This is a genomic window from Pseudomonas sp. H2_D02 (assembly GCF_054677635.1).
The window spans coordinates 2,098,311-2,120,141 of the sequence record NZ_CP162816.1 but is presented as its reverse complement, the minus strand read 5'-3'; the positions used below and the strand labels follow the sequence as shown (position 1 = coordinate 2,120,141).

The following is a 21,831-nucleotide window of genomic DNA, read 5'->3' as shown; positions in this document are numbered from 1 at the left end:
CTGTCACGGCTTCACCGGGAAAATCTGCTTTCATTCAGGTGGGATACAGGCGCACCCGAAAAAATTCATCACACAGTAGCGCCAATTTCAAAAGTCTGCGTCACCGACCCAGGATTTTTCATGGATTACTTCATCATTATCGCGACCACCTTGGCCGGCCTGTACTTCCACTGGTGGCTGTACGTACGCATCAAACGTTGGGCGGACCGTGACCTGGCGTTGTCACTGGCGGGGCAGGACGAGCAGAAGAAAAGCTACATGTTGGAACAATTGGCTCGCGCCGGTGAACAACGAATCAAGCGGCGGGACCTGCCGCAATGGCTCCAGGCCGCCGCGGCAGGTTATCCGGATGTCACGGCGCCAGGCGCTCACGAATCCAGTCCGCCCCTTGAAGACGGTAGTTGAGACGGTCGTGAAGGCGGCTCGGGCGGCCCTGCCAGAACTCGATACGCTCGGGCAGCAGGCGATAACCGCCCCAATGCTCGGGGCAATGGGGTTGGTTGTCGCTGAAGCGCTGCTCGGTGGCCTTGAGCAGGTCCTCAAGCTCGCCGCGTCCGGCGATTACCCGGCTCTGGGGTGAAGCCCAGGCACCGAGGCGACTGCCCAGCGGCCGAACCTGGTAGTACGCGTCCGATTCCTGCGCAGAGACTTTCACAACCTTGCCTTCGATGCGCACCTGGCGCTCCAGGGTCGGCCAGAAAAACGTCATGGCTGCGAATGGATTCGCGGCGATCTGTTGCCCTTTGGCGCTGTCGTAGTTGGTGAAGAATGTGAAGCCCTGGGCATCCAGTCCCTTGAGCAGCAGGATCCGACAGTGGGGACGACCGTCCGCATCCACGGTCGCCAGGGTCATGGCGTTGGCCTCCACCGGGGCCTGTTCGGTTTTCACCGCGTCGGCGAACCATTGGTGGAAAAGCGCGAACGGCTCGCCCGGGGCTTGAGCCTCGGTCAAGCCATCGCGGGTGTAGTCACGACGCATATCAGCCAGCACTTGGGTCATGGCGCGTTCCTTGTGATCAGCCAATCACTGTTTTGGGGTGTCGGCGGCAGCGACTTTTTTCGCATCGGTCGCAGCCTTGGCCGGCTCTGGTTTCTTCGCCGGGGTGGCCTTCTTGGCCGGGCTTTTCTTCGCAGGTGTCTTCGCAGGAGCCTTCTTGGCCGCAGCTTTCTTGGTGACCGGGGCTGCGGCTTTTTTCGGCGCAACGGCTGGGGCCGGGGTCGCCGGCTTCACATCCTGGGCTGCGACCATCGTCACCGGTGCAGGGGCCGGCATGTTGTATTTGCTCAGCAAGGCAACCATGGTATTTGCCGGGGTGACCAACAGCTCCACACGACGGTTCAAGGCTCGACCTTCAACACTGTCGTTGGCCGCACGTGGCGCCACCGAGCCCATGCCGCGCAGCATCAGCCGATCGCGCTGCAGTCCGCTGAGGCGGAAAATCGCAGCGACGGACTGGGCACGTTCCTGGCTGAGCTTCAGATTGGCTGGCGCCGCGCCGGACGTATCAGCGTGGCCGAGGATCAGCACGGCGGTTTTCGGATCAGCTTCAAGTACCTTGGCGACACGGGTGAACGGGCCGAGTGTCACCGGTAGCAGCATGGCCGGACGGTCAGGGTTGAACGAGCCGTCCACGGGCGCCGTGACCACCAGCACGTTATCGCGACGCTCCAGCTCAAGCTTGCTGTCCTTGATGGCGGTGCGCAGCTTCGGCTCATAGTCGTCGAGCCAGGCCTGGGTGACTTTAGGGTCAGGCATCGGCACCGCCTTGGCGGTTTCCTGATCCTTGCCGCCGAATGGCCACCACCATTTACCGTTGCTCTCGGCTTCGGCTTTCGCCTGAGGTGCAACAGCGGCGGGTTTCACAGGAGTCTCCGGGGCCGGATCCTTGCTCGCAACCTTGTCGGACGACCCGAAAGGCCACCAGCCGCTGCCGCCCTCGGCATCATTTTGTGGATTTTGTGCGCAACCGGTAATAGCGAAGCACAGCGCCAGAGCGAGGGTTTTGTTCGATGACATTGGATAATCCACAAAATGATCTAAATGAAAAAACAAAGGCCATGTTCCGGCCGCATAAACAGACGCTTGGAAACCGAAAGGAACACGAGGTTCCTGTATCCACTCACTTCAGTGGCGCTTTATAGACAAGTGGCAAGCACCTTCGCAAGGTTCTGCGCACGGGGATCCATCAAGACATAGGGCCCGAGTGTATTGGTCACGAAACCGAACGCGACGTCATGTTCCGGGTCGGCAAAACCGAGGGAGCCTCCCGCCCCAGGGTGACCAAACGCTCGCGGGCCCAGGCCAAAGGTCGCGTTTGGCACATCCGGTTGATCGAGCATGCAGCCCAGGCCGAAGCGGGTCTGGGTCAATAAAGTCTTGTCCTCGCCGAAGCTGTGCTGGCGGGTCAGCTCGTCGAGCATTTCACCTTCCAGCAGGCTGCCGTCGAGCAGGCCGGCGTAGAATCCCGCGAGACTGCGGGCGTTGCCATGGCCATTCGCTGCCGGTTGCTGCATGCGGCGCCATTCGGGCTTGTTGGTGCTGGTCATGATCGATGGCGGGTTGGTGAAGGCCCGGGTGGTCATCGCCGTGGGCTCGCGCATCGTCACTTGCAACAGGCGCTGGGCCGCTGCGTCGCCGACGTTGCCTTTGCCCCGGGCGATATGCGCCACGCGATGAAACTCTTCGTCGGCCAGGCCAACGTGAAAATCCAGGCCCAAGGGTTTGGCGACCCGCGCCACGATGGACTCCCCCGGGCCACGCCCATCGGCCCTGCGCAGCAGTTCGCCGACCAACCAGCCGTAGGTGATCGCGGCGTAACCGTGGCCTTCGCCGGGCGTCCACCAAGGTGCTTCAGCGGCCAGGGCATCGACCATGACCTGCCAGTTATAAAGTGCCTCCGGGGCCAGCAGTTCTCTCAGCGCCGGTAGACCTGCCTGGTGGCAGAGCAACTGGCGCAGGGTGACGGACTGCTTGCCGGCCGCGGCGAATTCAGGCCAATAGCGCGCGACCGGGGCATCCAGCTGCAACTTGCCCTCGGCCACCAACTGCAGGGCCGTGACGGCGGTGAATGTCTTGGTGCAGGAGAACAGGTTGGCGATGGTGTCGCTGTGCCAGGCTTCACTGCCATCCTTGTCGGCGGTGCCGGCCCAGATGTCGATAACGGTGCGGCCACCCACCTGGATGCACAACGCAGCGCCACGTTCCTGGGGATCGTCGAACAGCGCGGCGAATGCTTCACGCACCGACTCGAACTGAAGCTCGTAATGACCTTGAATTTGCACCCGCAACTCCGTTGAAACAAAGACTTTTTCAGGTGGCTGGCATTGTTTCAGCCATTGGTGTTTTTGTGAACCTTCCCGAGACGGCTGGTTGTGGCAACGGGATTCAGGAAATCTCCCGCCGAAACGGCGGCAGCGCATTGAGGATTGCCTTGCCGTAGCGTTGGGTCACCAGCCTGCGGTCAAGCAAGGTGATGGTGCCGCGGTCTTCCTCGGTACGCAGCAGGCGACCGCAGGCCTGGACCAGTTTCAGCGAAGCGTCCGGCACGGAAATTTCCATGAACGGATTGCCGCCCCGGGCTTCGATCCATTCGGCCAATGCGGCTTCCACCGGGTCGTCCGGGACCGAGAAAGGAATCTTGGCGATCACCACGTGTTCGCAGTAGGCGCCGGGCAAATCCACCCCTTCGGCGAAGCTGGCCAGGCCAAACAGTACGCTGGAATCGCCGCCATCGACCCGCGCCTTGTGCTTGTTCAAGGTTTCCTGCTTCGACAGGTTGCCCTGGATGAACACTTGCTTGCGCCAATCACGGTCAAGCCCATCGAAGACGTCCTGCATCTGCTTGCGCGAGGAAAACAGCACCAGGGTGCCTCGCGATCCCTCCACCAACTCTGGCAGGTCGCGAATGATCGCGGCCGTATGGGCGGCGGCGTCCCGTGGATCGGCCTTGAGGTCAGGTACCCGCAACACACCGGCATCGGCATGATGGAATGGACTCGGGACCACAGCGGTCACGGCTTTTTTCGGCAGCCCGGCGCGCATGCGGAAGCGGTCGAACGTGCCCAGGGCAGTCAGCGTAGCGGATGTCACCAGCGCGCCGTAGGCCACGTTCCACAGGTTGCGACGCAGCATCTCCGCCGCCAGGATCGGGCTGGCATTGACCTCGATGTCGAACAGCGAACCGCTTTCGGCCAGGGTCAGCCAACGCGCCATCGGCGGATTGTCTTCCGGGTCTTCCGTGGTGAAAGCCGTCCACAGTTCCCAGTTGCCCTGCGAGCGGGACAGCAGGCTGCCAAACAGCGGGTACCACTCCTCGGCCTGGTTGCTGGCGATCCCGATGTTGACCTCGCCATCCATGCCCTCCTTGAGCAGGTCGGTCAGGCGGGTGAACAGGTCGGTCAAGCGGGCAAAGCCTTTCTTGAGTTCGATGCCCATTTCACGCATATGCTCGGGGATCACCCCGCCGACAAACCGATGCCGTGGCCGCTCGCGGCCCTCGACGTCTTCGCCGGGCTTGAAGTCCGCAACCTGTTCACAGGCAGTGAACATGAACTGCTGGTTCGTCTTGATCTCCCGCGCCAGCTCCGGCACCTGCTCGATGAACTTGCCCAGGTCACCCGGCAACGGATGCTGGGCCAGCAGTTTGGTGAGGTTCTTGGCGGTGGTTTCCAGCCAGTCGGCGGTGGAACGCAGCCGGGTGTAATGGGCGAAATGCCCGATCGCCTTGTCCGGCAGGTGATGGCCTTCGTCGAACACGTAGATCGTGTCGCGCGGGTCCGGCAGCACCGCACCGCCGCCAAGGGCCAGGTCGGCCAGGACCATGTCGTGGTTGGTGACGATGACGTCGACCTTGCCCATGCCTTCGCGGGCCTTGTAGAAGGCGCACTGGCCGAAGTTCGGGCAATGGCGGTTGGTGCACTGGCTATGGTCGGTGGTCAGGCGGGACCAGTCGGCATCTTCCAGGGCCGTAGACCAACTGTCGCGGTCGCCGTCCCATTTATTGCCGGCGAGTTTCTCGATCATGCTGGTGAACAGCTTCTGGCTGGCTTCATCAACTTCGATCTTGAAGCCTTCTTCTTCGAACAACTGGGCCGTGGCGGTCTGCGCATGGCCTTCCTGGAGCAACATGTCGAGCTTGGACAGGCACATGTATCGGCCGCGGCCCTTGGCCAGGGCGAAGCTGAAGTTCAGCCCGCTGTTGCGCATCAGGTCAGGCAGGTCCTTGTAGACGATCTGCTCCTGCAGGGCGACAGTGGCCGTGGCGATGACCAGGCGCTTGCCGGCAGCCTTGGCGGTAGGAATGGCCGCCAGGCTGTAGGCCACGGTCTTGCCAGTACCGGTGCCGGCCTCCACCGCCACGACGGCCGGTTCGCCACTGCGCCGGCCTTCGTCGTCGGTGTCGATGTCACCCAGGACTTTTGCCACTTCGGCAATCATCAGGCGCTGGCCATATCGCGGTTTGAGGCTCTTGGCTTCGAGAAAACGCGAATAGGCGCCCTGGATCGTGGTTTTGAGTTCGGTGCTGATCATGAATGGTCGGGCGCAAAAAACGCTGGATAAATTTTCAGTGGTTCGGATCGGCGGCTATCATACCCCGCTAATGAATCCTGCGCAGAACGGAGTGACCCAATGACACCCTTTGCCCTTGTCTACACCCTGCATTTACTGGCGGCCCTGGTCTGGGTCGGCGGCATGTTTTTCGCCTGGATGGTCCTGCGTCCCGCCGCAATCACGGCGCTTGAAGGCCCTGCCCGGCTGAAATTGTGGGTAGAAGTGTTTCAGCGTTTTTTTGTCTGGGTCTGGATCGCCGTGGTGCTGCTGCCGATCAGCGGCGTGGGCCTGATCCACATGCGCTTCGCCGGTTTCGAAACCGCGCCACGTTATGTCCAGGTGATGATGGGCTTGTACGTGGTGATGACGGCGCTGTTCATTCGTATCCAGGGCTTGCAACTGCCCGCATTGCGTAACGCGGTGACGGCGCAGGACTGGCCAACGGGTGCGGCGGTACTGGGGAAGATTCGGCGATTGGTGGGGATCAATTTGTTGATTGGCTTGCTGGTGGTGGCGATTGGCGCGGCGCGGCCAATGTTCTGAAAATCACATATAGCCCTGTGGGAGCGAGCTTGCTCGCGATGACGGTGTATCAGGGGATACTTCATCGACTTAAACAACGCTATCGCGAGCAAGCTCGCTCCCACAGGTCTTTCACAGGTCTGAATCAGGATGTTTCTTTAGAACCGCTGCACCGTCACCGCGCCTTCCGCTCCGGCAGGCCCAGGCTGGCCATCGGCGCCAGGACGGCCGCTCTTGCCGCCGTCGGCGGTATAGACCAGGCAACCCTTGGCCTTGCCGCCTGCGCCGGGTTTGCCACCGTGACCGGCCGGGCCACCGGCGCCACCGTCCACCGTCACCTTGATTTGCTCGTCCGGGTAGGCCCGGGGCAACTCAAGTCGAACCAGCGCGCCGGCCGCGCCCGGCTGGCCATCACCGCCATTGCTGCCGTCGGCACCGCGGCCAGCCGACCCCCAGGTGCACCCTGGCGCCTGTCCGTTGGCGCCGTCCAGGCCCACGTAACCTGGCGCCCCCGTTCCACCCCGCGCGTCCACCGACAGCAGGGGCGCGTTCAACGCATTGAAGCGCAAATTGAGATTGCGCCCCGGCCGCGCCGCCTTCGTATAGGTGCCCGGCGCGCCGCGAGCCGCGATCTGGCTTCCCTCGGCCAATTCGGCCTGGGCCACTTTCAATTCCAACGCCTGTTGCGCCGGCACGATCGCAATCCGCGCCTCGCGCCCCAGGTGCAATTGTCCGACGGACAGTTCCGTAACGTTCGAGGGCACGAGCAACGTGCCGAAATCAGCGACGTCCAAGCGCTCCAGCGTCAGCGAACTGGTGGTGTTGGGCAGGCGCACCAATGAGTTGCTTTCGACCTGGACCACTTGAGCGCTCGCCATTGGGCACACAAATGCTGCAAGCAGACACAATTTACGCATGGGAAGCCTCTGGCGCGGTCGGAAGGGTTTGCAGGTGGAAGATGCCGAACATCAACACTCGGAGGCGATCACGACCAGGGGCGGGACGGCCACGAAAGCTGGCCCTGAACCACAGCAGTTCAAGCACATGGAGAACCAGTAAAAACGCACCGGCGAAATTGACCAACAGATGCAGCGGATGGACGAATGGCATGATCAGGTTAACCAGCACCACCAGCCAGAACAGCAGCGTCAGTAAACGCCCCAGCCCCCAAAACACCTTCATATGGCCCTCCGACGGACATTATTGTTTGGCGCACATTAACGGCTTGCGCGCTGGATAAGCCAGAGGGCGAGACAAATTTAATCCTGGCGTCGACCGGCGTCCGCCGAGTCGCTCGCATCACGACTCGGCGGTGCTGTGTCAACGCAATCCATGGACTCAACGCTGAATATGCAACTCCACGCGACGGTTCTGGGCGCGCCCTTCCTCGGTCTCGTTGTCGGCCACCGGTTCGCTTTCGCCCTTGCCCTCGCTGGTGAGTTTTTCCGGAGCCAGGCCCTGGGTCAGCAAATATTCCACGACGCTGCTGGCCCGACGCTCGGACAGCCCTTCGTTATAGGCATCGGTACCGACGCTGTCGGTATGGCCGACCACGCGGATGCTGGCGACATTGGCATGGCTCAGCTTGCCCATCAGCCCATCGAGCTGACTTCGCGCTGCCGCCGTGAGATCGGATCTATCAAAATCAAACAGCACCTTGCCTGCGTCATTAAGGGTAATGACTTCACTGGCCGGCGCTTGCGGTTCGACCGGTGGGGCGCTGGCCGGATATTGCGGCAGCGGGCAACCATGGTGTTCGACAGGCGTGTCGGCCGGTGTATCGGGACAGCGGTCGCGGCGATCGAATACACCGTCGCCGTCTTCATCGCCATCCTGGGCGTAACAGATCAAGCCGCCGCCGAGCAGACCCAACGCCGCGCCGCCAGCGGCCCAGCCGCTGCTTTCGATGGCGCCCAGCCCGCCGCCGACCAGCCCACCGATCAAACTGCAGATCGGCCAGGTGCGCTGGTTGAGAGGTGCGCTGCCGTCGCTGTGAGTGGCGCAACCGGACAACAGACCGCTGGCCAGCAGTACCGGTAAGGCAACCCTGATGAGAACCTTCATGATGAATGCTCCTGTGTCACCGGCCCATACCGGTCACACAGGAGTAAAGACCCGCATCCGCGACTGTACAAGCCGCGGATGACAAGGGTTTCAGCGGTTTATCTTGATTTCGGTACGGCGGTTCATCGCGCGTCCATCGGCGGTTTTGTTATCCGCGACCGGCTGGCTTTCCCCGGCGCCCGCCACGGAGACGAAACTGGCGCGAGGCACACCGCTGTCGACCAGGTATTGAACCACTGAATTGGCCCGTTTTTCCGACAGCTTCTGGTTGTAGGCATCGCTGCCAACGCTGTCGGTGTGGCCAGTCACGCGCAGTTGCGCGGTGGAGCTTTCCTGCTTCAACCGGGTCGCGATGGTGCTGAGCACGTCCTTGTCGGCCGGCGTCAGCGTGGCCTTGTTGAATTCGAAGTGCACATCGCGAACCACGATGGTTTCTTCCTTGACCACCACAGGCTCCTCGGCCATTGGCGCCGGAGCGGGCGGTGGGCAGCCGTCGGCATCGACTTGCACGCCCTTCGGCGTGCCTGGGCACTTGTCGCGGCTGTCCGGGACACCATCGCCGTCCTCGTCGCCGTCGCCATGCACCCAGCAATAAGCCGCCGCCATGCCGCCTACGTACAAAGCGCCGCCGCCAGCCCACGAAGTGCTTTCTATGGCGCCTAATCCCGCACCAATTGCCCCCCCGACGGCCGCACAGGTCGGCCAGTCGGTTTTCTGCAAACCTGCGCAACCAGTCAACACACTGGTTAGCAGCACCAGGGGTAACGCTGTCCGAACTATGCTCATCGGGTTTTCTCCTTGAAGGATCGGCTTTTGCGCCGATTCAGGGGAGTAAAGACCCGACTGCCGATCTGCGCCAGCAACCGGCCATATCCGGTTTGGGTCCGTGTTTGCGGCGCTTCGATGAGTTTTAATGACAACCGCTCTAGGCCGTGATCCCAGCGCACGCTATCGTGGCGGTTCTGATTGAGGAACTTCGATGACCGTAGCCATCTCTTCGCGCACGCCCCAGCAAGCACTGGCCTCCGTGCTTGACCGTTACGCCCCGCAAAGGCTGTTGTTGATCGGCGCCAGCAGTTTTCCTGCCCTGGAGGCGTTCCAGCAGGCCCATCCCACAACCGAAGTGGTCCACGCCGGCCCCGGCGCATTGCCGCAGCGGACGTGGCGGCGCAGCGTTTTGACCTGGCCTTGGCGCTCGATTGTCTGGAGCATTTGCCCAAGCGCGACGGTCTGAACCTGCTGGGCGGCATTCGCAATCTCAACGCCAGCCGGATCGCGGTGCTGGCAGATCTCAACGCCTGTGGCTGGCAAGAGACGGATTTTTTTTCCCTGGCCCTGCAGGCCAGCGAGCGCTTTCAGCGCGAGGACCAGGTGCTGACCCTGTTCACCTACGATCTGCTTGAATACAAACAGGTGCCCGACTGGCTCAACTCACGCTTCTGGGCCAACCCTGAAAATTTTGGAAAATACTGGTGGTAGCTGTGGATACAAGCCTGCACACAACCATTTGCCCCTGCGGCAGCGGCAACGCGCTGGACGCCTGCTGTGGCCATTACCACGACGGTCATCCGGCGCCTTGTGCCGAAGCCTTGATGCGCTCGCGCTACAGCGCCTATGTGTTGGGCCTGGTGGATTACCTTGTCGGCACCACGCTCCCGGCCCAGCAGGATGGCCTCGATCGCCAAGCTATCGGCGAATGGAGTGCCAGCAGCACCTGGCTGGGGCTGGAAGTGGAAAGCAGCGAGGTGTTCGGTGGTCAACCGGAACATGCCTTCGTCACGTTTACCGCTCGCTGGCACGACAGCCAGGGCGAGCACAGCCATCGGGAGCAGTCTTCGTTCGTGCAGAACGGCGGGCGATGGTACTTCATCGACCCCACCGTGCCGGTCAAGACTGGCCGCAACGACAGTTGCCCGTGCGGCAGCGGGCATAAATTCAAGAAGTGCTGCGCCGGCTATTTCAATCGCTGATTTCGGAAACGTCCGACGCTCGTCCTCGGGTCAGGAGGACTAGACTGGGGATAAACCCGAGGTACGGACATGACCCAGACATCACGCTTGCTCCGCATCACTTGCCTGCTGTTGTTGGTCGGGCTCGGCGGTTGCGCGTCCTGGCGAGGTGAGGAGGCGCCTGAACCGCAAGTGCATCTGGTCAAGGTCGAGGTGGTGCGGGCACGACTGTTGGAGCAGAAGTTCATGCTGCACTTTCGCGTCGACAATCCCGGCGACAGCGACCTCACCGTGCGCGGCCTGACTTATCGGATCCACCTGGGCGATCTCTTGCTGACCGAAGGAGAGCATGAGCATTGGTTCACCGTGACTCCGCGGCACAGCGCCTATTTCAAGGTGCCGATCCGTACCAACCTGTGGCCGCAAGTCCGGGAAGTGGTGAAATTGTTGGAAAAACCACGACAACAGATCCCCTATCGCCTGGAGGGGGAGCTGGAAACCGGTTTATTCATCGCCGACTACGTGCACCTGGAGCGCAATGGCGTGATAATCGCCGCCGATTTTATTGCGGAGTAACCCCGATGACCCAACAACCCCACGTCCACGGCCCTGATTGCAATCACGATCACGACCATGACCACCATCACGACCATGGCCACGTCCACGGCCCGAACTGCGGCCACGCCCACCAGGAACCCGTGCGCAACGCCCTGAAGGACGTCGGCCGCAACGACCCTTGCCCATGTGGCAATGGCAAGAAATTCAAGAAGTGCCACGGGGCTTGATGCTCCGAACTGAAGATTTTTAGTCTGTCAGACCGCCATCGCGAGCAAGCTCGCTCCCACAGGGATTTGTGAACGTCACAGAACCAGTGGGAGCGAGCTTGCTCGCGATGAGGCCGGAACATCCAATACCCGCGTTTCAGCCCGCCCGCAAGATCCGCTCCACACTTACCACCGTCGCGTATTCCCCGTGCAGATTCGCCAATGACATTGCGTGCACCTCGGCAGCCGAACGGGCAATGCCAAAGTAATCGGCCTTGTCGAAAGTGAAACAGGCATCTTCGGCCACCCAGGTGTCGAATCCCAGATTGCCCGCCGTGCGAGCGGTGGACTCCACCGAGTTGTTCGTCGCCACGCCAACGATCACTAACTGTCCGATTCCGGCACCGCGCAAATCTGCCTCCAGGGTCGTGCCGCAAAAGGAATCCGGCACTTGCTTCTGAATCAATCGCTCCCCAGCTATCGGCTCGAACCGCTCCTGGACCTCCACGCCAGATTGCCCAGGCCAGAAAACCGAATCCTCGGAGCGGGAAAGGTGATGGACGTGGACGACTGGCCGCGCCGAATCTCGCCAGCGGGCAAGCAATTCCAACATACGCAACTCCGCTTCGGGATTGTTGCGAGGGCCGAGCTTGGGGTGGAGGATGCCTTTTTGTTGGTCAATGAGGACAAGCGCTGCGTTTTCTCTTAGCTCCATGCCGGTTTTCTCATGCTCAATCGTTGGGTTTTCCAACACTTGAACATCACCTTTTCATACAAGCAAGTCATCAATCGTCCCGTGAAGTCACAGGCCATTCCGGGCTTTCATCGCCAAATCAACAAATAACCCCACCACCGGCTTGCGCGCCCTCCTCCTGCTCACTAACGTAGCGCCTTTATTGTGCCACCCCCTCCCGCAGGAGCTTTGCCATGGCCTCGCCAGCCTCGATTTCCTTCATCCCCAAGCTCGGCGTTGCCGCAGCAGTGGCCAGCGTGCTCGGCTTGAGCGGTTGCCAGGCCTGGAATACCCAGGACACTGTCCCGCCCACCACCGGCGTACAACCGCTCAAGGGGCTGGCGCAAAATGTCTCGGTTCGGCGCAACGCCACGGGCATGCCGCTGATCGAGAGCAACAGCTTCCACGACGCCCTGTTCGCCCTCGGCTATGTCCATGCCAGCGACCGGATCACGCAAATGGCCACCCTGCGCCTGCTTGCCCAGGGCCGATTGGCGGAAATGTCCGGTGCCGAACGGTTGGATATCGACCGCTACATGCGTGCGGTGAACCTGAAGAAAAGTGCCGACGAGCTGTACAAGGCATCATCGCCACGCATCAAGCGTTTCTTTGAAGTCTATGCGCGGGGCGTCAACGCCTACCTGTTCCGCTATCGCGACAAGCTGCCCTCGGACCTGGCTGCCACTGGCTACAAGCCTGAATACTGGAAACCGGAAGACTCGGCGCTGCTGTTCTGCCTGCTGAATTTCAGCCAATCGGCCAACTTGCCGGAAGAAATCTCGACCTTGGTGCTGGCCCAGGGCGTGACCAACGACAAACTGGCCTGGCTGAGCCCGTCCTACCCGGATGAACCCTTGCCGCAGGCGGAAGGCGAGAAGCTTCAAGGTGTCCGGCTCAACGGCCAGGTTCCAGGCCTGGCTGAAATCAGCAAGGCTGGCGCCCAGTTGGCCGATCTGAATCTGATGGGCTCAGCGTTTTCAAGCAACTGGGCCATCGCCCCACAACACAGTCGCAATGGCAAAAGCCTGTTGGCCGGTGACAGTCATGGTCCGCTGGGCGTGCCGTCGCTCTGGAGCCCGGTGCAGATCCGCGCGCCCAAGTATCAGGCGGCCGGGCTATCCATAGCAGGTATTCCGCTCATCCTGGCGGGTTTCAACGGTAACGTGGCGTGGAGCATGAGCAGCGTTCTTGGTGACAACCAGGATCTGTTCCTGGAAAAAATCCGACGCCAAGGTAACGGCCTGTCCTACGAAGTCAATGGCAAATGGCAGCCGGTAGCCGTGCGCAACGAAACCTATTTCATCAAGGGCCAACGGTCTATTCGCGAAGCCGTCTATGAAACCCGCCACGGGTCCCTGCTCAACAGTGCCCAGGGTCCGGCCATGGCCAACGGCCTGGGGCTGGCCTTGCAACTGCCGAGTTTCACCGACGACAAGACCCTGGACGCGCTCTTTGATCTGTCGCGCTCGAAAAACGTCGAGAAAGCCTCGGATGCCAGCCGGGAAATCCGCGCGTTGGCGGTGAACATGGTGTTTGCCGACGCGCGCAACATTGGCTGGCAAGTCACCGGCCGTTATCCGAACCGTCGCGAAGGCGAGGGCCTGCTGCCGTCGCCGGGCTGGGACGGGCGCTATGATTGGGACGGCTATGCCGACCCGATGCTGCACCCGTACGACCAGGATCCAGCCCAGGGGTGGCTTGGCACCGCCAACCAGCGCGTCATCCCTCACGGCTACGGCATGCAGTTGTCCAATTCCTGGGCGACGCCGGAGCGTGGCGAGCGCCTCGCCGAACTGGCCGGTGCGGGCAAGCACGACGTTCGCAGCCTGAGCGCCATGCAATATGACCAGACCACGACCTTCGCGGCCAAACTCAAGAAAACCTTCGAAGCCCCGGGCATGGCCCAGCCGCTGAAACAGGCGATCGAAGCCCTGCCGGTGGCGGACCGGGCCAAGGCTCGCGAGGCCTATACCCGGCTGATGGCGTTCGACGGCAGGCTCAGTCCGGTTTCCACCGACGCGGCGATCTATGAGCTGTTCCTGCAAGAAAGCATGAAGCAGGTTTTCCTCGACGAATTGGGTCCGGAAAGCAGCCCGGCGTGGAAAGCGCTGGTTGCCAACGGCCAGTTGTCCTACTCGGCGCAGGCCGATCATCTGCTCGGTCGCGAGGACAGCCCATTCTGGGACGACGTCCGCACGCCGCAGAAAGAAGACAAGGCGGCGATCCTGGCCCGTAGCCTCGCGGCGGCCATCAGCATCGGCGACAGCCAGTTGGGCAGCGATCACACCGCCTGGCAGTGGGGCAAACTGCATCGTTATGAGTGGACAAATGCCAGCGGCCAGGTCGTACGGGGGCCGCTGGCGGCGGGTGGTGACGCCACCACGCTCAACACTGCCGCGTTCGCCTGGGGCCAGGACTTCAACACGACCGTGGCGCCGGCCACGCGTTTTCTCGTTGACTTCAGCCAACCCGAGCCATTGACGCTCCAGGGCGGCGCAGGCCAGTCGGGCAACCCGGCCAGCCCGAGCTACCTGAACGGTGTTGATCCGTGGATTAAGGGGCAATACCAGAGCGTGCCGTTGCAACCGCAGAACTTCGACCGGGCGTATGGCAAGACACGGTTGACGTTGGTGCCCGGTAAATAGATTTCCCATTGTGGCGAGGGGATTTATCCCCGTTGGGCTGCGGAGCAGCCCTAAAGCCAGACCATTCGGTGTATCAAAAATGGGCTGGGTGTCTCGAGGTCTGCTTCGCAGCCCAACGGGGATGAATCCCCTCGCCACAGTTGCCCATGCTGTCGCTTGATCCCCACCGAAACCCAATCGAACTTCTCCCCCCGCCCCCACCTCTACCAGACAAGCCCATCGCCCCGGTAACCGCATGGATCTTGTCATTGCCCGCCCCGAAGGCCTGTATTGTCCGCCGGGAGATTTCTACATCGATCCCTGGCGCCCAGTGGAACGTTCGGTCATTACCCACGCCCACGGTGACCATGCGCGCGGCGGCAACCAGCACTACCTGGCAGCGGCACCCGGCGAAGGCATCCTGCGCTCCCGACTGGGCCAGGACATCAATCTGCAAATCCTGCCCTACGGCGAGCGCCTGCAACATCACGGCGTCACCTTGAGCTTTCACCCTGCAGGCCATGTGCTGGGCTCAGCCCAGGTGCGGCTGGAGTATCAAGGCGAAGTGTGGGTGGCGTCCGGCGACTACAAGGTCGAGCCCGACGGCACCTGTGCGCCGTTCGAACCAGTGAAATGTCATACGTTCATTACCGAATCCACCTTCGGCCTGCCGATCTATCGCTGGCAACCCCAGGCACAGGTCTTCGATGAGATCAACCAGTGGTGGCGCGAAAACATTGCCGCTGGCCGGGCCAGCGTGTTGCTCTGCTATTCCTTCGGCAAGGCCCAGCGAATTCTCCATGGCATCGACGCAAGCCTCGGGCCGATCCTCGCCCACGGTGCGGTGGAGCCGCTAAACCGGGTCTATCGCGAAGCCGGGGTGCATTTGCCGCCAACGCTCTACGCCGAGCGACGTCAAAAAGAACGATCCGATCATGGGCCAGGCCCTGGTCATCGCCCCGCCCTCCGCCGGCGGCAGCACCTGGATGCGTCGGTTCGGCGATTACAGCGATGCGTTTGCCAGCGGCTGGATGCGCTTGCGCGGTACGCGTCGGCGCCGTGGCGTGGACCGGGGCTTCGTATTGTCCGACCACGCCGACTGGCCAGGCCTGCTCTGGGCGATTGAACAGACCGGTGCGGAGCGGGTCATGGTGACCCATGGGTCGGTTGCCGTGCTGGTGCGCCACCTGCGCGAGCAAGGCCTCGACGCCCAAGGCTTCACCACGGAGTACGGCGACGATGAAGAAGACGCCGCCTCGGCGGTCGGCACAGGTGAGGAGGCTTCATGAAAGCCTTTGCCGAGCTGTACGCCGAACTGGACGCCACCACTTCCAGCAACGCCAAGCTGGCCGCCATGCAGAATTATTTCGCCAAGGCGCCAGCCGAGGACGCCGCCTGGGCGGTGTATTTCCTGTCCGGCGGCCGGCCACGGCAATTGGTGCCAGTGAAAATCCTTCGGGAGGTGGCGGTCCAGGTGTCCGGCTTGTCGTTGTGGCTGTTCGAGGAAAGTTACCAGGCCGTGGGCGACCTGGCCGAAACCATCTCGCTGGTGTTGCCGGAGTCGCCCCACAGTTCCGACGAAGGCCTGGCGCGGTGGATCGAAGAAAAGCTGCTGCCGTTACGCGGCGAGTCGCCTGAAGTACTGGCCGAACGACTGCCGGTGCTATGGTCGCAGCTCGACCGACCAAGCCTGATGCTGTGCATCAAACTCATCACCGGCAGTTTCCGCGTCGGCGTGTCCAAGCTGTTGGTGACCCGGGCGCTCGCCGCCATGGCCGGCCTGGACAGCAAACGGGTGGCTCAGCGGCTGGTGGGCTACACCGATTTGTCCCATCGACCGACAGCGGCCAGCTATCTCAAGCTGATCGCTATCGAATCCGCTGACGAACATGCCCAGCGCGGCGGCCAGCCTTATCCGTTCTTCCTGGCCCATGCGTTGTCTGCGCCAGTGGATCAATTCGACTCACTGCTGGGGCCGGCCAGTGATTGGCAGGTGGAATGGAAATGGGACGGGATCCGCGCCCAGGTGATCAAGCGCGACGGACATTTGTGGGTGTGGTCGCGAGGCGAGGACTTGGTGACTGAACGCTTTCCGGAATTGCATCCCCTGGCCCAGGCGTTGCCCGACGGTACGGTGATCGATGGCGAAATCGTGGTCTGGAAAGCCCCGCAATCAGTCACCGAGGACGCCTTCGACCCGGAGGCGCCGCTACAACCGGCGGTGCAGCCCTTCGCCTTGTTGCAGCAACGTATCGGTCGCAAGACCCTGGGCAAGAAAATCCTTGAAGACGCCCCCGTGGTGGTGATGGCCTACGACCTGCTGGAATGGCAAGGCGAGGACTGGCGCAGCCGGCCCCAGGCCGAGCGCCGCGAGCAGTTGGAAACCCTGGTCGCCCGCTGCCACAGCCCGGTGTTGTTGCCGTCGCCCGTCGTGACCGGCCGGGACTGGCTCGACCTCGCCCACCAGCGCGAAGCCTCCCGTAGCCTGGGCGTCGAAGGCATGATGCTCAAGGCCCGTAACGCCCTGTATGGGGTGGGCCGGACCAAAGACATGGGGGTGTGGTGGAAGTGGAAAATCGACCCGTTCAGCGTCGATGCGGTATTGATCTATGCCCAACGCGGCCATGGCCGACGCGCCAGCCTGTACAGCGACTACACCTTCGCCGTGTGGGACAACCCGCCGGGCAGTCGTGAGCGCACCCTGGTGCCGTTCGCCAAGGCCTATTCAGGGCTGACCGATGCGGAAATGCGCCAGGTCGACAGCATCGTGCGCAAGACCACGGTAGAAAAATTCGGCCCGGTGAGCAGCGTCACGCCGACCCTGGTGTTCGAATTGGGCTTCGAAGGCATCGCCTTGTCCAAGCGCCACAAGAGCGGGATCGCGGTGCGCTTTCCACGGATGTTGCGTTGGCGCCAGGATAAAACCGTCGAAGAGGCCGACACCCTGGCAACACTTCAGGACCTGCTGAAATAACACCGCTCCCTTTGTGGCGAGGGAGCTTGCTCCCGCTGGGCCGGGCTGGCGCTCCAGCGCGAAGCGGCCCTCTGGTTCTGTATGCCACACCGCGTGGGGAGGCTGCGCCTCCAGCGGGAGCAAGCTCCCTCGCCACAAAAGCGCAGAGCCAACGAACAGCACGCTCCATCCCGGTGCGCTTTTTGATGTACGCTCCCCCTCGCGCACCATCGCGTTCCGTCACCCGCCGCCAGTGCTTTTAAAACACTTGTTCGGCACTATGGTTCGGAAATTGCTACCTTTATGCCGTCATACCGTTCAGACCTTCACCGGTAACAATCCAACGCGCCACAAGCGCTCAAATTGGTTTTAGGGACTCGATAATGAAAAAAGCACTGCTGACCCTTTCTGCACTGGCATTGTGCATGGCTGCTGGCGCTGCCTCGGCCAAGGAATACAAGGAACTGCGTTTTGGTGTCGACCCGTCCTACGCCCCGTTCGAATCCAAGGCCGCCGACGGCAGCCTGGTCGGTTTCGACATCGACCTGGGCAACGCGATCTGCGAAGAACTGAAGGTCAAATGCAAATGGGTCGAAAGCGATTTCGACGGCATGATCCCGGGCCTCAAGGCCAATAAATTCGACGGCGTGATCTCGTCCATGACGGTGACCCCAGCCCGCGAAAAAGCCATCGACTTCTCCAGCGAGCTGTTCTCCGGCCCAACGGCTTATGTATTCAAGAAAGGTTCGGGCCTGAGCGAAGATGTTGCCTCGCTCAAGGGCAAGACCGTCGGCTACGAGCAAGGCACCATCCAGGAAGCCTACGCCAAGGCCGTGCTGGACAAGGCCGGCGTCAAGACCCAGGCCTACCAGAACCAGGACCAGGTCTACGCCGACCTGACCTCCGGCCGCCTCGACGCCGCGATCCAGGACATGCTCCAGGCCGAACTGGGCTTCCTGAAATCGCCAAAAGGCGAAGGCTATGAAGTCAGCAAGCCGGTGGACAGCGAACTGCTGCCATCCAAGACCGCTATCGGTATCAAGAAAGGTAACAAAGAGCTGAAGGCACTTTTGGATAAAGGTATCAAAGCGTTACACGACGACGGCAAGTACGCCGAAATCCAGAAAAAACACTTTGGCGATCTGAATCTGTACAGCGGCAAATAATGTGCGGTGCCCACCCGGTTTCGGGTGGGCACTTTTTTTCTGCCAAAGGCACCTTCCATGTTCGAACAACTCCTACAAAATCTGGGGCTCTCGGCCTTCAGCCTGCAGGGCTTCGGCCCGCTGCTGATGCAAGGCACCTGGATGACGATCAAGCTCTCTGCCCTGTCGTTGCTGTTAAGCGTCTTGCTCGGCCTGCTGGGCGCCAGCGCCAAGTTGTCCAGCGTCAAGCTGCTGCGTATTCCAGCCCAGCTCTACACCACGCTGATTCGCGGCGTACCCGACCTGGTGCTGATGCTGCTGATCTTCTACAGCCTGCAAACCTGGCTGACTTCTTTTACTGATTTCATGGAATGGGAATACATCGAGATCAACCCATTCGGCGCTGGGGTCATCACCCTGGGCTTCATTTATGGCGCGTACTTCACCGAAACCTTTCGCGGCGCGATCCTCGCGGTGCCTCGCGGGCAGGTCGAAGCGGCCACGGCTTATGGCCTCAAGCGTGGCCAGCGTTTCCGCTACGTGGTGTTCCCGCAAATGATGCGCTTTGCCCTGCCGGGCATCGGCAACAATTGGATGGTGATGCTCAAGGCCACCGCACTGGTGTCGATCATCGGCCTGGCCGACCTGGTCAAGGCGGCACAGGACGCGGGCAAGAGCACCTACCAGCTGTTCTACTTCCTGGTGCTGGCAGCGTTGATCTACCTGCTGATCACCAGCGCATCCAATGTCATCCTGCGCTGGCTCGAACGCCGCTACGCCGCCGGAGCCCGGGAGGCCGTGCGATGATCGAACTCCTGCAGGAATACTGGCGACCGTTCCTCTACAGCGACGGCGTCCACATCACGGGCCTGGCGATGACCCTGTGGCTGCTCAGCGCTTCGTTGCTGATCGGCTTCGTGGTGTCGATCCCGCTGTCCATCGCCCGGGTTTCATCCAAGTTCTACGTCCGCTGGCCCGTGCAGTTCTATACCTACCTGTTCCGTGGCACGCCGCTCTACATCCAACTGCTGATCTGCTACACCGGCATCTACAGCATCGAGGCGGTACGCGCCCAACCCGTGCTCGACAGTTTCTTTCGCGACGCGATGAACTGCACGATCCTGGCCTTCGCCTTGAACACTTGCGCGTACACCACGGAGATTTTTGCCGGGGCAATCCGCAGCATGAACCATGGCGAGGTCGAAGCGGCCAAGGCTTACGGCTTGACCGGCTGGAAGCTCTACGCCTACGTGATCATGCCGTCGGCCCTGCGTCGTTCACTGCCGTATTACAGCAACGAAGTGATTCTGATGCTGCACTCGACGACCGTGGCGTTCACCGCTACCGTTCCCGATGTGCTGAAGGTCGCGCGGGATGCCAACTCGGCCACGTTCCTGACATTTCAATCGTTCGGGATCGCCGCGCTGATCTACCTGACCGTCACGTTTGCACTGGTGGGCCTCTTCCGTCTCGCCGAACGCCGCTGGCTGGCCTTTCTCGGCCCAACCCACTAAGGCTTCCGTTCCAGGACATACACGTAAATGCGCCACCAGATCCATGACCTGCTGGCCCCGCTGCCGGGGACCGCACGCAAGATCCACAGCTTCCACTTCGGCCCGGAAAAAGCCGAGGGCAAAATCTATATCCAGTCGTCCCTGCACGCCGATGAGTTGCCCGGCATGCTCGTGGCCTGGCACCTCAAGCAGCGCCTGGCCGAACTTGAAAAATCCGGCCATCTGCGACACGAAATTGTGCTGGTGCCGGTCGCCAACCCCATCGGCCTTGAACAGGTCTTGATGGACGTGCCCCTGGGCCGCTACGAACTGGAGAGTGGGCAGAATTTCAATCGCCGCTTCGTCGACCTGAGCGAAGAGATCGGTAACGAAATCGAAGAGCTGCTCACCGACGATCCGCAGCACAACCTGTTGCTCATCCGCACCAGCCTGCGTGATGCCCTGAGTCGGCAGACCGCCGGCACTCAACTGCAATCCCAGCGCCTGGTCCTGCAACGACTGGCCTGCGACGCCGACATGGTGCTCGACTTGCATTGCGACTTCGAAGCCGTGGCCCATCTCTACACCACGCCCGAAGCCTGGCCCCAGGTCGAGCCGCTGGCACGCTACATCGGTGCCGAGGCCAGCCTGTTGGCCACCGACTCGGGCGGCCAATCCTTCGATGAGTGTTTCACACTGCTCTGGTGGCAACTCAAGGAGCGTTTTGGAGAACGATTCGAAATCCCCCTGGGAAGCTTTTCGGTCACCGTCGAATTGCGCGGCCAGGGTGACGTCAACCATGGCCTGGCGAGCCTCGACTGCCAGGCCTTGATCGAATACCTGATCCGCTTCGGCGCCATCGACGGCGAACCGGTGCCGTTGCCCGACCTGCCCTACCCAGCCACGCCGTTGGCCGCCGTCGAACCGGTGGCGACGCCGGTCGGCGGCCTGCTGGTGTACAGCGCCCTGCCCGGCGAGTACATGGAGGCCGGGCAACTGATCGCCGAGATCATCGACCCGGTCAACGACACCGTCACCCCCGTCCATTGCCGTAATGCCGGGCTGCTATACGCCCGCTCGCTGCGTCGCATGGCCACTGCCGGCATGGTCATCGCCCATGTCGCCGGGACCGAAGCCTACCGCAGTGGTTACCTACTTTCGCCTTGAGGATGCCTGCTCCATGTACAAACTGACCATTGAAGGCCTGCACAAGAGCTACGGCCAGCATGAGGTGCTCAAAGGGGTTTCGCTCAAGGCCAGGACCGGCGACGTGATCAGCCTGATCGGCGCCAGCGGCTCGGGCAAAAGTACCTTCCTGCGTTGCATCAATTTCCTCGAACAACCCAACGACGGCGCCATGAGCCTGGACGGCCAGTCGATCCAGATGATCAAGGATCACCACGGCATGCGCGTGGCCGACGCCGACGAGTTGCAGCGCATCCGCACGCGCCTGGCTATGGTGTTCCAGCACTTCAACCTGTGGAGCCACATGACGGTGCTGGAAAACATCACCATGGCGCCGCGCCGGGTACTCGGTGTCAGCAAGCAGGAAGCCGACGACCGCGCCCGCCGCTACCTCGACAAGGTCGGCCTGCCGGCCCGCGTTGCCGAGCAATACCCGGCGTTCCTCTCCGGCGGCCAGCAACAGCGCGTCGCGATTGCCCGCGCATTGGCGATGGAGCCGGAAGTCATGCTGTTCGACGAGCCGACGTCGGCCCTGGACCCGGAACTGGTGGGCGAAGTGTTGAAGGTCATCCAGGGCCTGGCCGAAGAAGGCCGGACCATGATCATGGTGACCCACGAAATGAGCTTCGCTCGCAAGGTGTCCAACCAGGTACTGTTCCTGCACCAGGGCCTGGTGGAAGAAGAAGGCGCGCCGGAAGACGTGCTGGGCAATCCCATCAGCGAACGGCTCAAGCAGTTCCTGAGCGGCAACCTGAAATAACAGACTGCTTTTGTGGCGGGGGAGCTTGCTCCCGCTGGGCTGCTAAGCGGCCCCCTGGCCTTGGCTGACACGCTGCTGGGGAGGCTGC

The 21,831-nt window shown here is 61.8% G+C and carries 21 protein-coding genes and 2 pseudogenes; 14 read left to right on the top strand and 9 right to left on the bottom strand.

What is annotated here, in order from left to right:
- Positions 1-120 precede the first annotated feature (120 nt).
- Positions 121-405, top strand: coding sequence for a hypothetical protein (locus tag AB4N42_RS09860; protein WP_051065943.1), 285 nt, complete (start codon positions 121-123; stop codon positions 403-405).
- Here AB4N42_RS09860 and pdxH read toward each other — a convergent pair.
- From pdxH to dinG, 4 genes are all read right to left on the bottom strand, one after another.
- Positions 353-1,000: a pyridoxamine 5'-phosphate oxidase gene (gene pdxH, locus AB4N42_RS09855; protein WP_030139394.1), complete on the bottom strand. Its 648-nt coding sequence runs from the start codon at positions 998-1,000 to the stop codon at positions 353-355. The two genes, AB4N42_RS09860 and pdxH, sit on opposite strands and share 53 nt — an antisense overlap.
- Before the next feature lie 24 nt (positions 1,001-1,024).
- Positions 1,025-2,017, bottom strand: a complete 993-nt coding sequence (locus AB4N42_RS09850) for an OmpA family protein (protein WP_258648171.1) — start codon at positions 2,015-2,017, stop codon at positions 1,025-1,027.
- 119 nt (positions 2,018-2,136) lie between these two features.
- Positions 2,137-3,282 (bottom strand): EstA family serine hydrolase, encoded by a 1,146-nt coding sequence (locus AB4N42_RS09845; protein WP_030139396.1) that lies wholly within the window; start codon positions 3,280-3,282, stop codon positions 2,137-2,139.
- Positions 3,283-3,385: 103 nt separating this feature from the next.
- A complete protein-coding gene (gene dinG, locus AB4N42_RS09840; protein ID WP_030139397.1) occupies positions 3,386-5,530 on the bottom strand; it encodes an ATP-dependent DNA helicase DinG in 2,145 nt (714 codons plus the stop codon).
- A gap of 99 nt (positions 5,531-5,629) precedes the next feature.
- Here dinG and AB4N42_RS09835 point away from each other — a divergent pair, with 99 nt between their 5' ends.
- Positions 5,630-6,094 (top strand): CopD family protein, encoded by a 465-nt coding sequence (locus AB4N42_RS09835; RefSeq protein ID WP_030139398.1) that lies wholly within the window; start codon positions 5,630-5,632, stop codon positions 6,092-6,094.
- 137 nt (positions 6,095-6,231) lie between these two features.
- Here AB4N42_RS09835 and AB4N42_RS09830 read toward each other — a convergent pair whose 3' ends face one another.
- From AB4N42_RS09830 to AB4N42_RS09815, 4 genes are all read right to left on the bottom strand, one after another.
- Complete coding sequence (locus AB4N42_RS09830; RefSeq protein WP_030139399.1) at positions 6,232-6,990, bottom strand: hypothetical protein; 759 nt, start codon at positions 6,988-6,990, stop codon at positions 6,232-6,234.
- A complete protein-coding gene (locus AB4N42_RS09825) occupies positions 6,983-7,255 on the bottom strand; it encodes a DUF1145 domain-containing protein (RefSeq protein WP_030139400.1) in 273 nt (90 codons plus the stop codon). Before AB4N42_RS09825 ends, AB4N42_RS09830 begins: the two co-directional genes overlap by 8 nt.
- Before the next feature lie 156 nt (positions 7,256-7,411).
- A complete protein-coding gene (locus AB4N42_RS09820) occupies positions 7,412-8,137 on the bottom strand; it encodes an OmpA family protein (RefSeq protein WP_030139401.1) in 726 nt (241 codons plus the stop codon).
- Positions 8,138-8,227: 90 nt separating this feature from the next.
- Positions 8,228-8,923, bottom strand: a complete 696-nt coding sequence (locus AB4N42_RS09815) for an OmpA family protein (RefSeq protein WP_030139402.1) — start codon at positions 8,921-8,923, stop codon at positions 8,228-8,230.
- A 193-nt stretch (positions 8,924-9,116) separates the two neighbouring features.
- Between AB4N42_RS09815 and AB4N42_RS09810 the strand changes: the two are divergent.
- The 4 genes and pseudogenes from AB4N42_RS09810 to AB4N42_RS09795 all read left to right on the top strand — a co-directional run bounded on the left by AB4N42_RS09810 (position 9,117) and on the right by AB4N42_RS09795 (position 10,871).
- Positions 9,117-9,616, top strand: a pseudogene (locus AB4N42_RS09810) (DUF6231 family protein).
- 14 nt (positions 9,617-9,630) lie between these two features.
- Complete coding sequence (locus AB4N42_RS09805) at positions 9,631-10,107, top strand: YchJ family protein (protein WP_217862087.1); 477 nt, start codon at positions 9,631-9,633, stop codon at positions 10,105-10,107.
- Positions 10,108-10,176: 69 nt separating this feature from the next.
- A complete protein-coding gene (locus AB4N42_RS09800; protein ID WP_460116135.1) occupies positions 10,177-10,662 on the top strand; it encodes an LEA/WHy family protein in 486 nt (161 codons plus the stop codon).
- 5 nt (positions 10,663-10,667) lie between these two features.
- The gene (locus tag AB4N42_RS09795; protein ID WP_030139406.1) at positions 10,668-10,871 is read left to right on the top strand and encodes an SEC-C metal-binding domain-containing protein; all 204 of its coding nucleotides are present in this window, start codon (positions 10,668-10,670) and stop codon (positions 10,869-10,871) included.
- Positions 10,872-11,007: 136 nt separating this feature from the next.
- Here AB4N42_RS09795 and AB4N42_RS09790 read toward each other — a convergent pair whose 3' ends face one another.
- A complete protein-coding gene (locus AB4N42_RS09790) occupies positions 11,008-11,565 on the bottom strand; it encodes a cysteine hydrolase family protein (protein WP_030139407.1) in 558 nt (185 codons plus the stop codon).
- A gap of 212 nt (positions 11,566-11,777) precedes the next feature.
- On the opposite strand from AB4N42_RS09790, the gene AB4N42_RS09785 reads away from it, so the two are divergent.
- From AB4N42_RS09785 to AB4N42_RS09750, 8 genes and pseudogenes are all read left to right on the top strand, one after another.
- On the top strand, positions 11,778-14,228 hold the full coding sequence (locus AB4N42_RS09785; RefSeq protein WP_460116134.1) for a penicillin acylase family protein: 2,451 nt from the start codon (positions 11,778-11,780) through the stop codon (positions 14,226-14,228).
- A gap of 235 nt (positions 14,229-14,463) precedes the next feature.
- Positions 14,464-15,496 (top strand): annotated as a pseudogene (locus tag AB4N42_RS09780) (ligase-associated DNA damage response exonuclease).
- On the top strand, positions 15,493-17,181 hold the full coding sequence (locus tag AB4N42_RS09775; protein ID WP_030139410.1) for an ATP-dependent DNA ligase: 1,689 nt from the start codon (positions 15,493-15,495) through the stop codon (positions 17,179-17,181). The pseudogene AB4N42_RS09780 and the gene AB4N42_RS09775 overlap by 4 nt, the downstream one beginning before the upstream one ends.
- A 362-nt stretch (positions 17,182-17,543) precedes the next feature.
- Entirely contained in the window at positions 17,544-18,326 is a 783-nt protein-coding gene (locus AB4N42_RS09770; protein ID WP_460116133.1) for a transporter substrate-binding domain-containing protein, read from the top strand.
- Positions 18,327-18,383: 57 nt separating this feature from the next.
- Entirely contained in the window at positions 18,384-19,112 is a 729-nt protein-coding gene (locus AB4N42_RS09765; RefSeq protein ID WP_198797662.1) for an ABC transporter permease, read from the top strand.
- Positions 19,109-19,819, top strand: a complete 711-nt coding sequence (locus tag AB4N42_RS09760) for an ABC transporter permease (protein WP_198797661.1) — start codon at positions 19,109-19,111, stop codon at positions 19,817-19,819. Before AB4N42_RS09765 ends, AB4N42_RS09760 begins: the two co-directional genes overlap by 4 nt.
- Before the next feature lie 27 nt (positions 19,820-19,846).
- Positions 19,847-20,965 carry a succinylglutamate desuccinylase/aspartoacylase family protein gene (locus AB4N42_RS09755; protein ID WP_460116132.1) on the top strand — a complete coding sequence of 373 codons (1,119 nt, stop codon included), beginning with the start codon at positions 19,847-19,849 and terminating at the stop codon, positions 20,963-20,965.
- Positions 20,966-20,978: 13 nt separating this feature from the next.
- Positions 20,979-21,743: an ABC transporter ATP-binding protein gene (locus AB4N42_RS09750; RefSeq protein ID WP_030139415.1), complete on the top strand. Its 765-nt coding sequence runs from the start codon at positions 20,979-20,981 to the stop codon at positions 21,741-21,743.
- The last annotated feature ends 88 nt before the right edge of the window (positions 21,744-21,831 follow it).

What these genes read in the sequence shown, in the direction of transcription:
- AB4N42_RS09860 (WP_051065943.1), top strand. Translation starts at nt 121, where the DNA reads ATGGATTACTTCATCATTATCGCGACCACCTTGGCCGGCCTGTACTTC.
- pdxH (WP_030139394.1), bottom strand. Translation starts at nt 1,000, where the DNA reads ATGACCCAAGTGCTGGCTGATATGCGTCGTGACTACACCCGCGATGGC.
- AB4N42_RS09850 (WP_258648171.1), bottom strand. Translation starts at nt 2,017, where the DNA reads ATGTCATCGAACAAAACCCTCGCTCTGGCGCTGTGCTTCGCTATTACC.
- dinG (WP_030139397.1), bottom strand. Translation starts at nt 5,530, where the DNA reads ATGATCAGCACCGAACTCAAAACCACGATCCAGGGCGCCTATTCGCGT.
- AB4N42_RS09835 (WP_030139398.1), top strand. Translation starts at nt 5,630, where the DNA reads ATGACACCCTTTGCCCTTGTCTACACCCTGCATTTACTGGCGGCCCTG.
- AB4N42_RS09830 (WP_030139399.1), bottom strand. Translation starts at nt 6,990, where the DNA reads ATGCGTAAATTGTGTCTGCTTGCAGCATTTGTGTGCCCAATGGCGAGC.
- AB4N42_RS09825 (WP_030139400.1), bottom strand. Translation starts at nt 7,255, where the DNA reads ATGAAGGTGTTTTGGGGGCTGGGGCGTTTACTGACGCTGCTGTTCTGG.
- AB4N42_RS09820 (WP_030139401.1), bottom strand. Translation starts at nt 8,137, where the DNA reads ATGAAGGTTCTCATCAGGGTTGCCTTACCGGTACTGCTGGCCAGCGGT.
- AB4N42_RS09815 (WP_030139402.1), bottom strand. Translation starts at nt 8,923, where the DNA reads ATGAGCATAGTTCGGACAGCGTTACCCCTGGTGCTGCTAACCAGTGTG.
- AB4N42_RS09800 (WP_460116135.1), top strand. Translation starts at nt 10,177, where the DNA reads ATGACCCAGACATCACGCTTGCTCCGCATCACTTGCCTGCTGTTGTTG.
- AB4N42_RS09795 (WP_030139406.1), top strand. Translation starts at nt 10,668, where the DNA reads ATGACCCAACAACCCCACGTCCACGGCCCTGATTGCAATCACGATCAC.
- AB4N42_RS09790 (WP_030139407.1), bottom strand. Translation starts at nt 11,565, where the DNA reads ATGGAGCTAAGAGAAAACGCAGCGCTTGTCCTCATTGACCAACAAAAA.
- AB4N42_RS09785 (WP_460116134.1), top strand. Translation starts at nt 11,778, where the DNA reads ATGGCCTCGCCAGCCTCGATTTCCTTCATCCCCAAGCTCGGCGTTGCC.
- AB4N42_RS09775 (WP_030139410.1), top strand. Translation starts at nt 15,493, where the DNA reads ATGAAAGCCTTTGCCGAGCTGTACGCCGAACTGGACGCCACCACTTCC.
- AB4N42_RS09770 (WP_460116133.1), top strand. Translation starts at nt 17,544, where the DNA reads ATGAAAAAAGCACTGCTGACCCTTTCTGCACTGGCATTGTGCATGGCT.
- AB4N42_RS09765 (WP_198797662.1), top strand. Translation starts at nt 18,384, where the DNA reads ATGTTCGAACAACTCCTACAAAATCTGGGGCTCTCGGCCTTCAGCCTG.
- AB4N42_RS09760 (WP_198797661.1), top strand. Translation starts at nt 19,109, where the DNA reads ATGATCGAACTCCTGCAGGAATACTGGCGACCGTTCCTCTACAGCGAC.
- AB4N42_RS09755 (WP_460116132.1), top strand. Translation starts at nt 19,847, where the DNA reads ATGCGCCACCAGATCCATGACCTGCTGGCCCCGCTGCCGGGGACCGCA.
- AB4N42_RS09750 (WP_030139415.1), top strand. Translation starts at nt 20,979, where the DNA reads ATGTACAAACTGACCATTGAAGGCCTGCACAAGAGCTACGGCCAGCAT.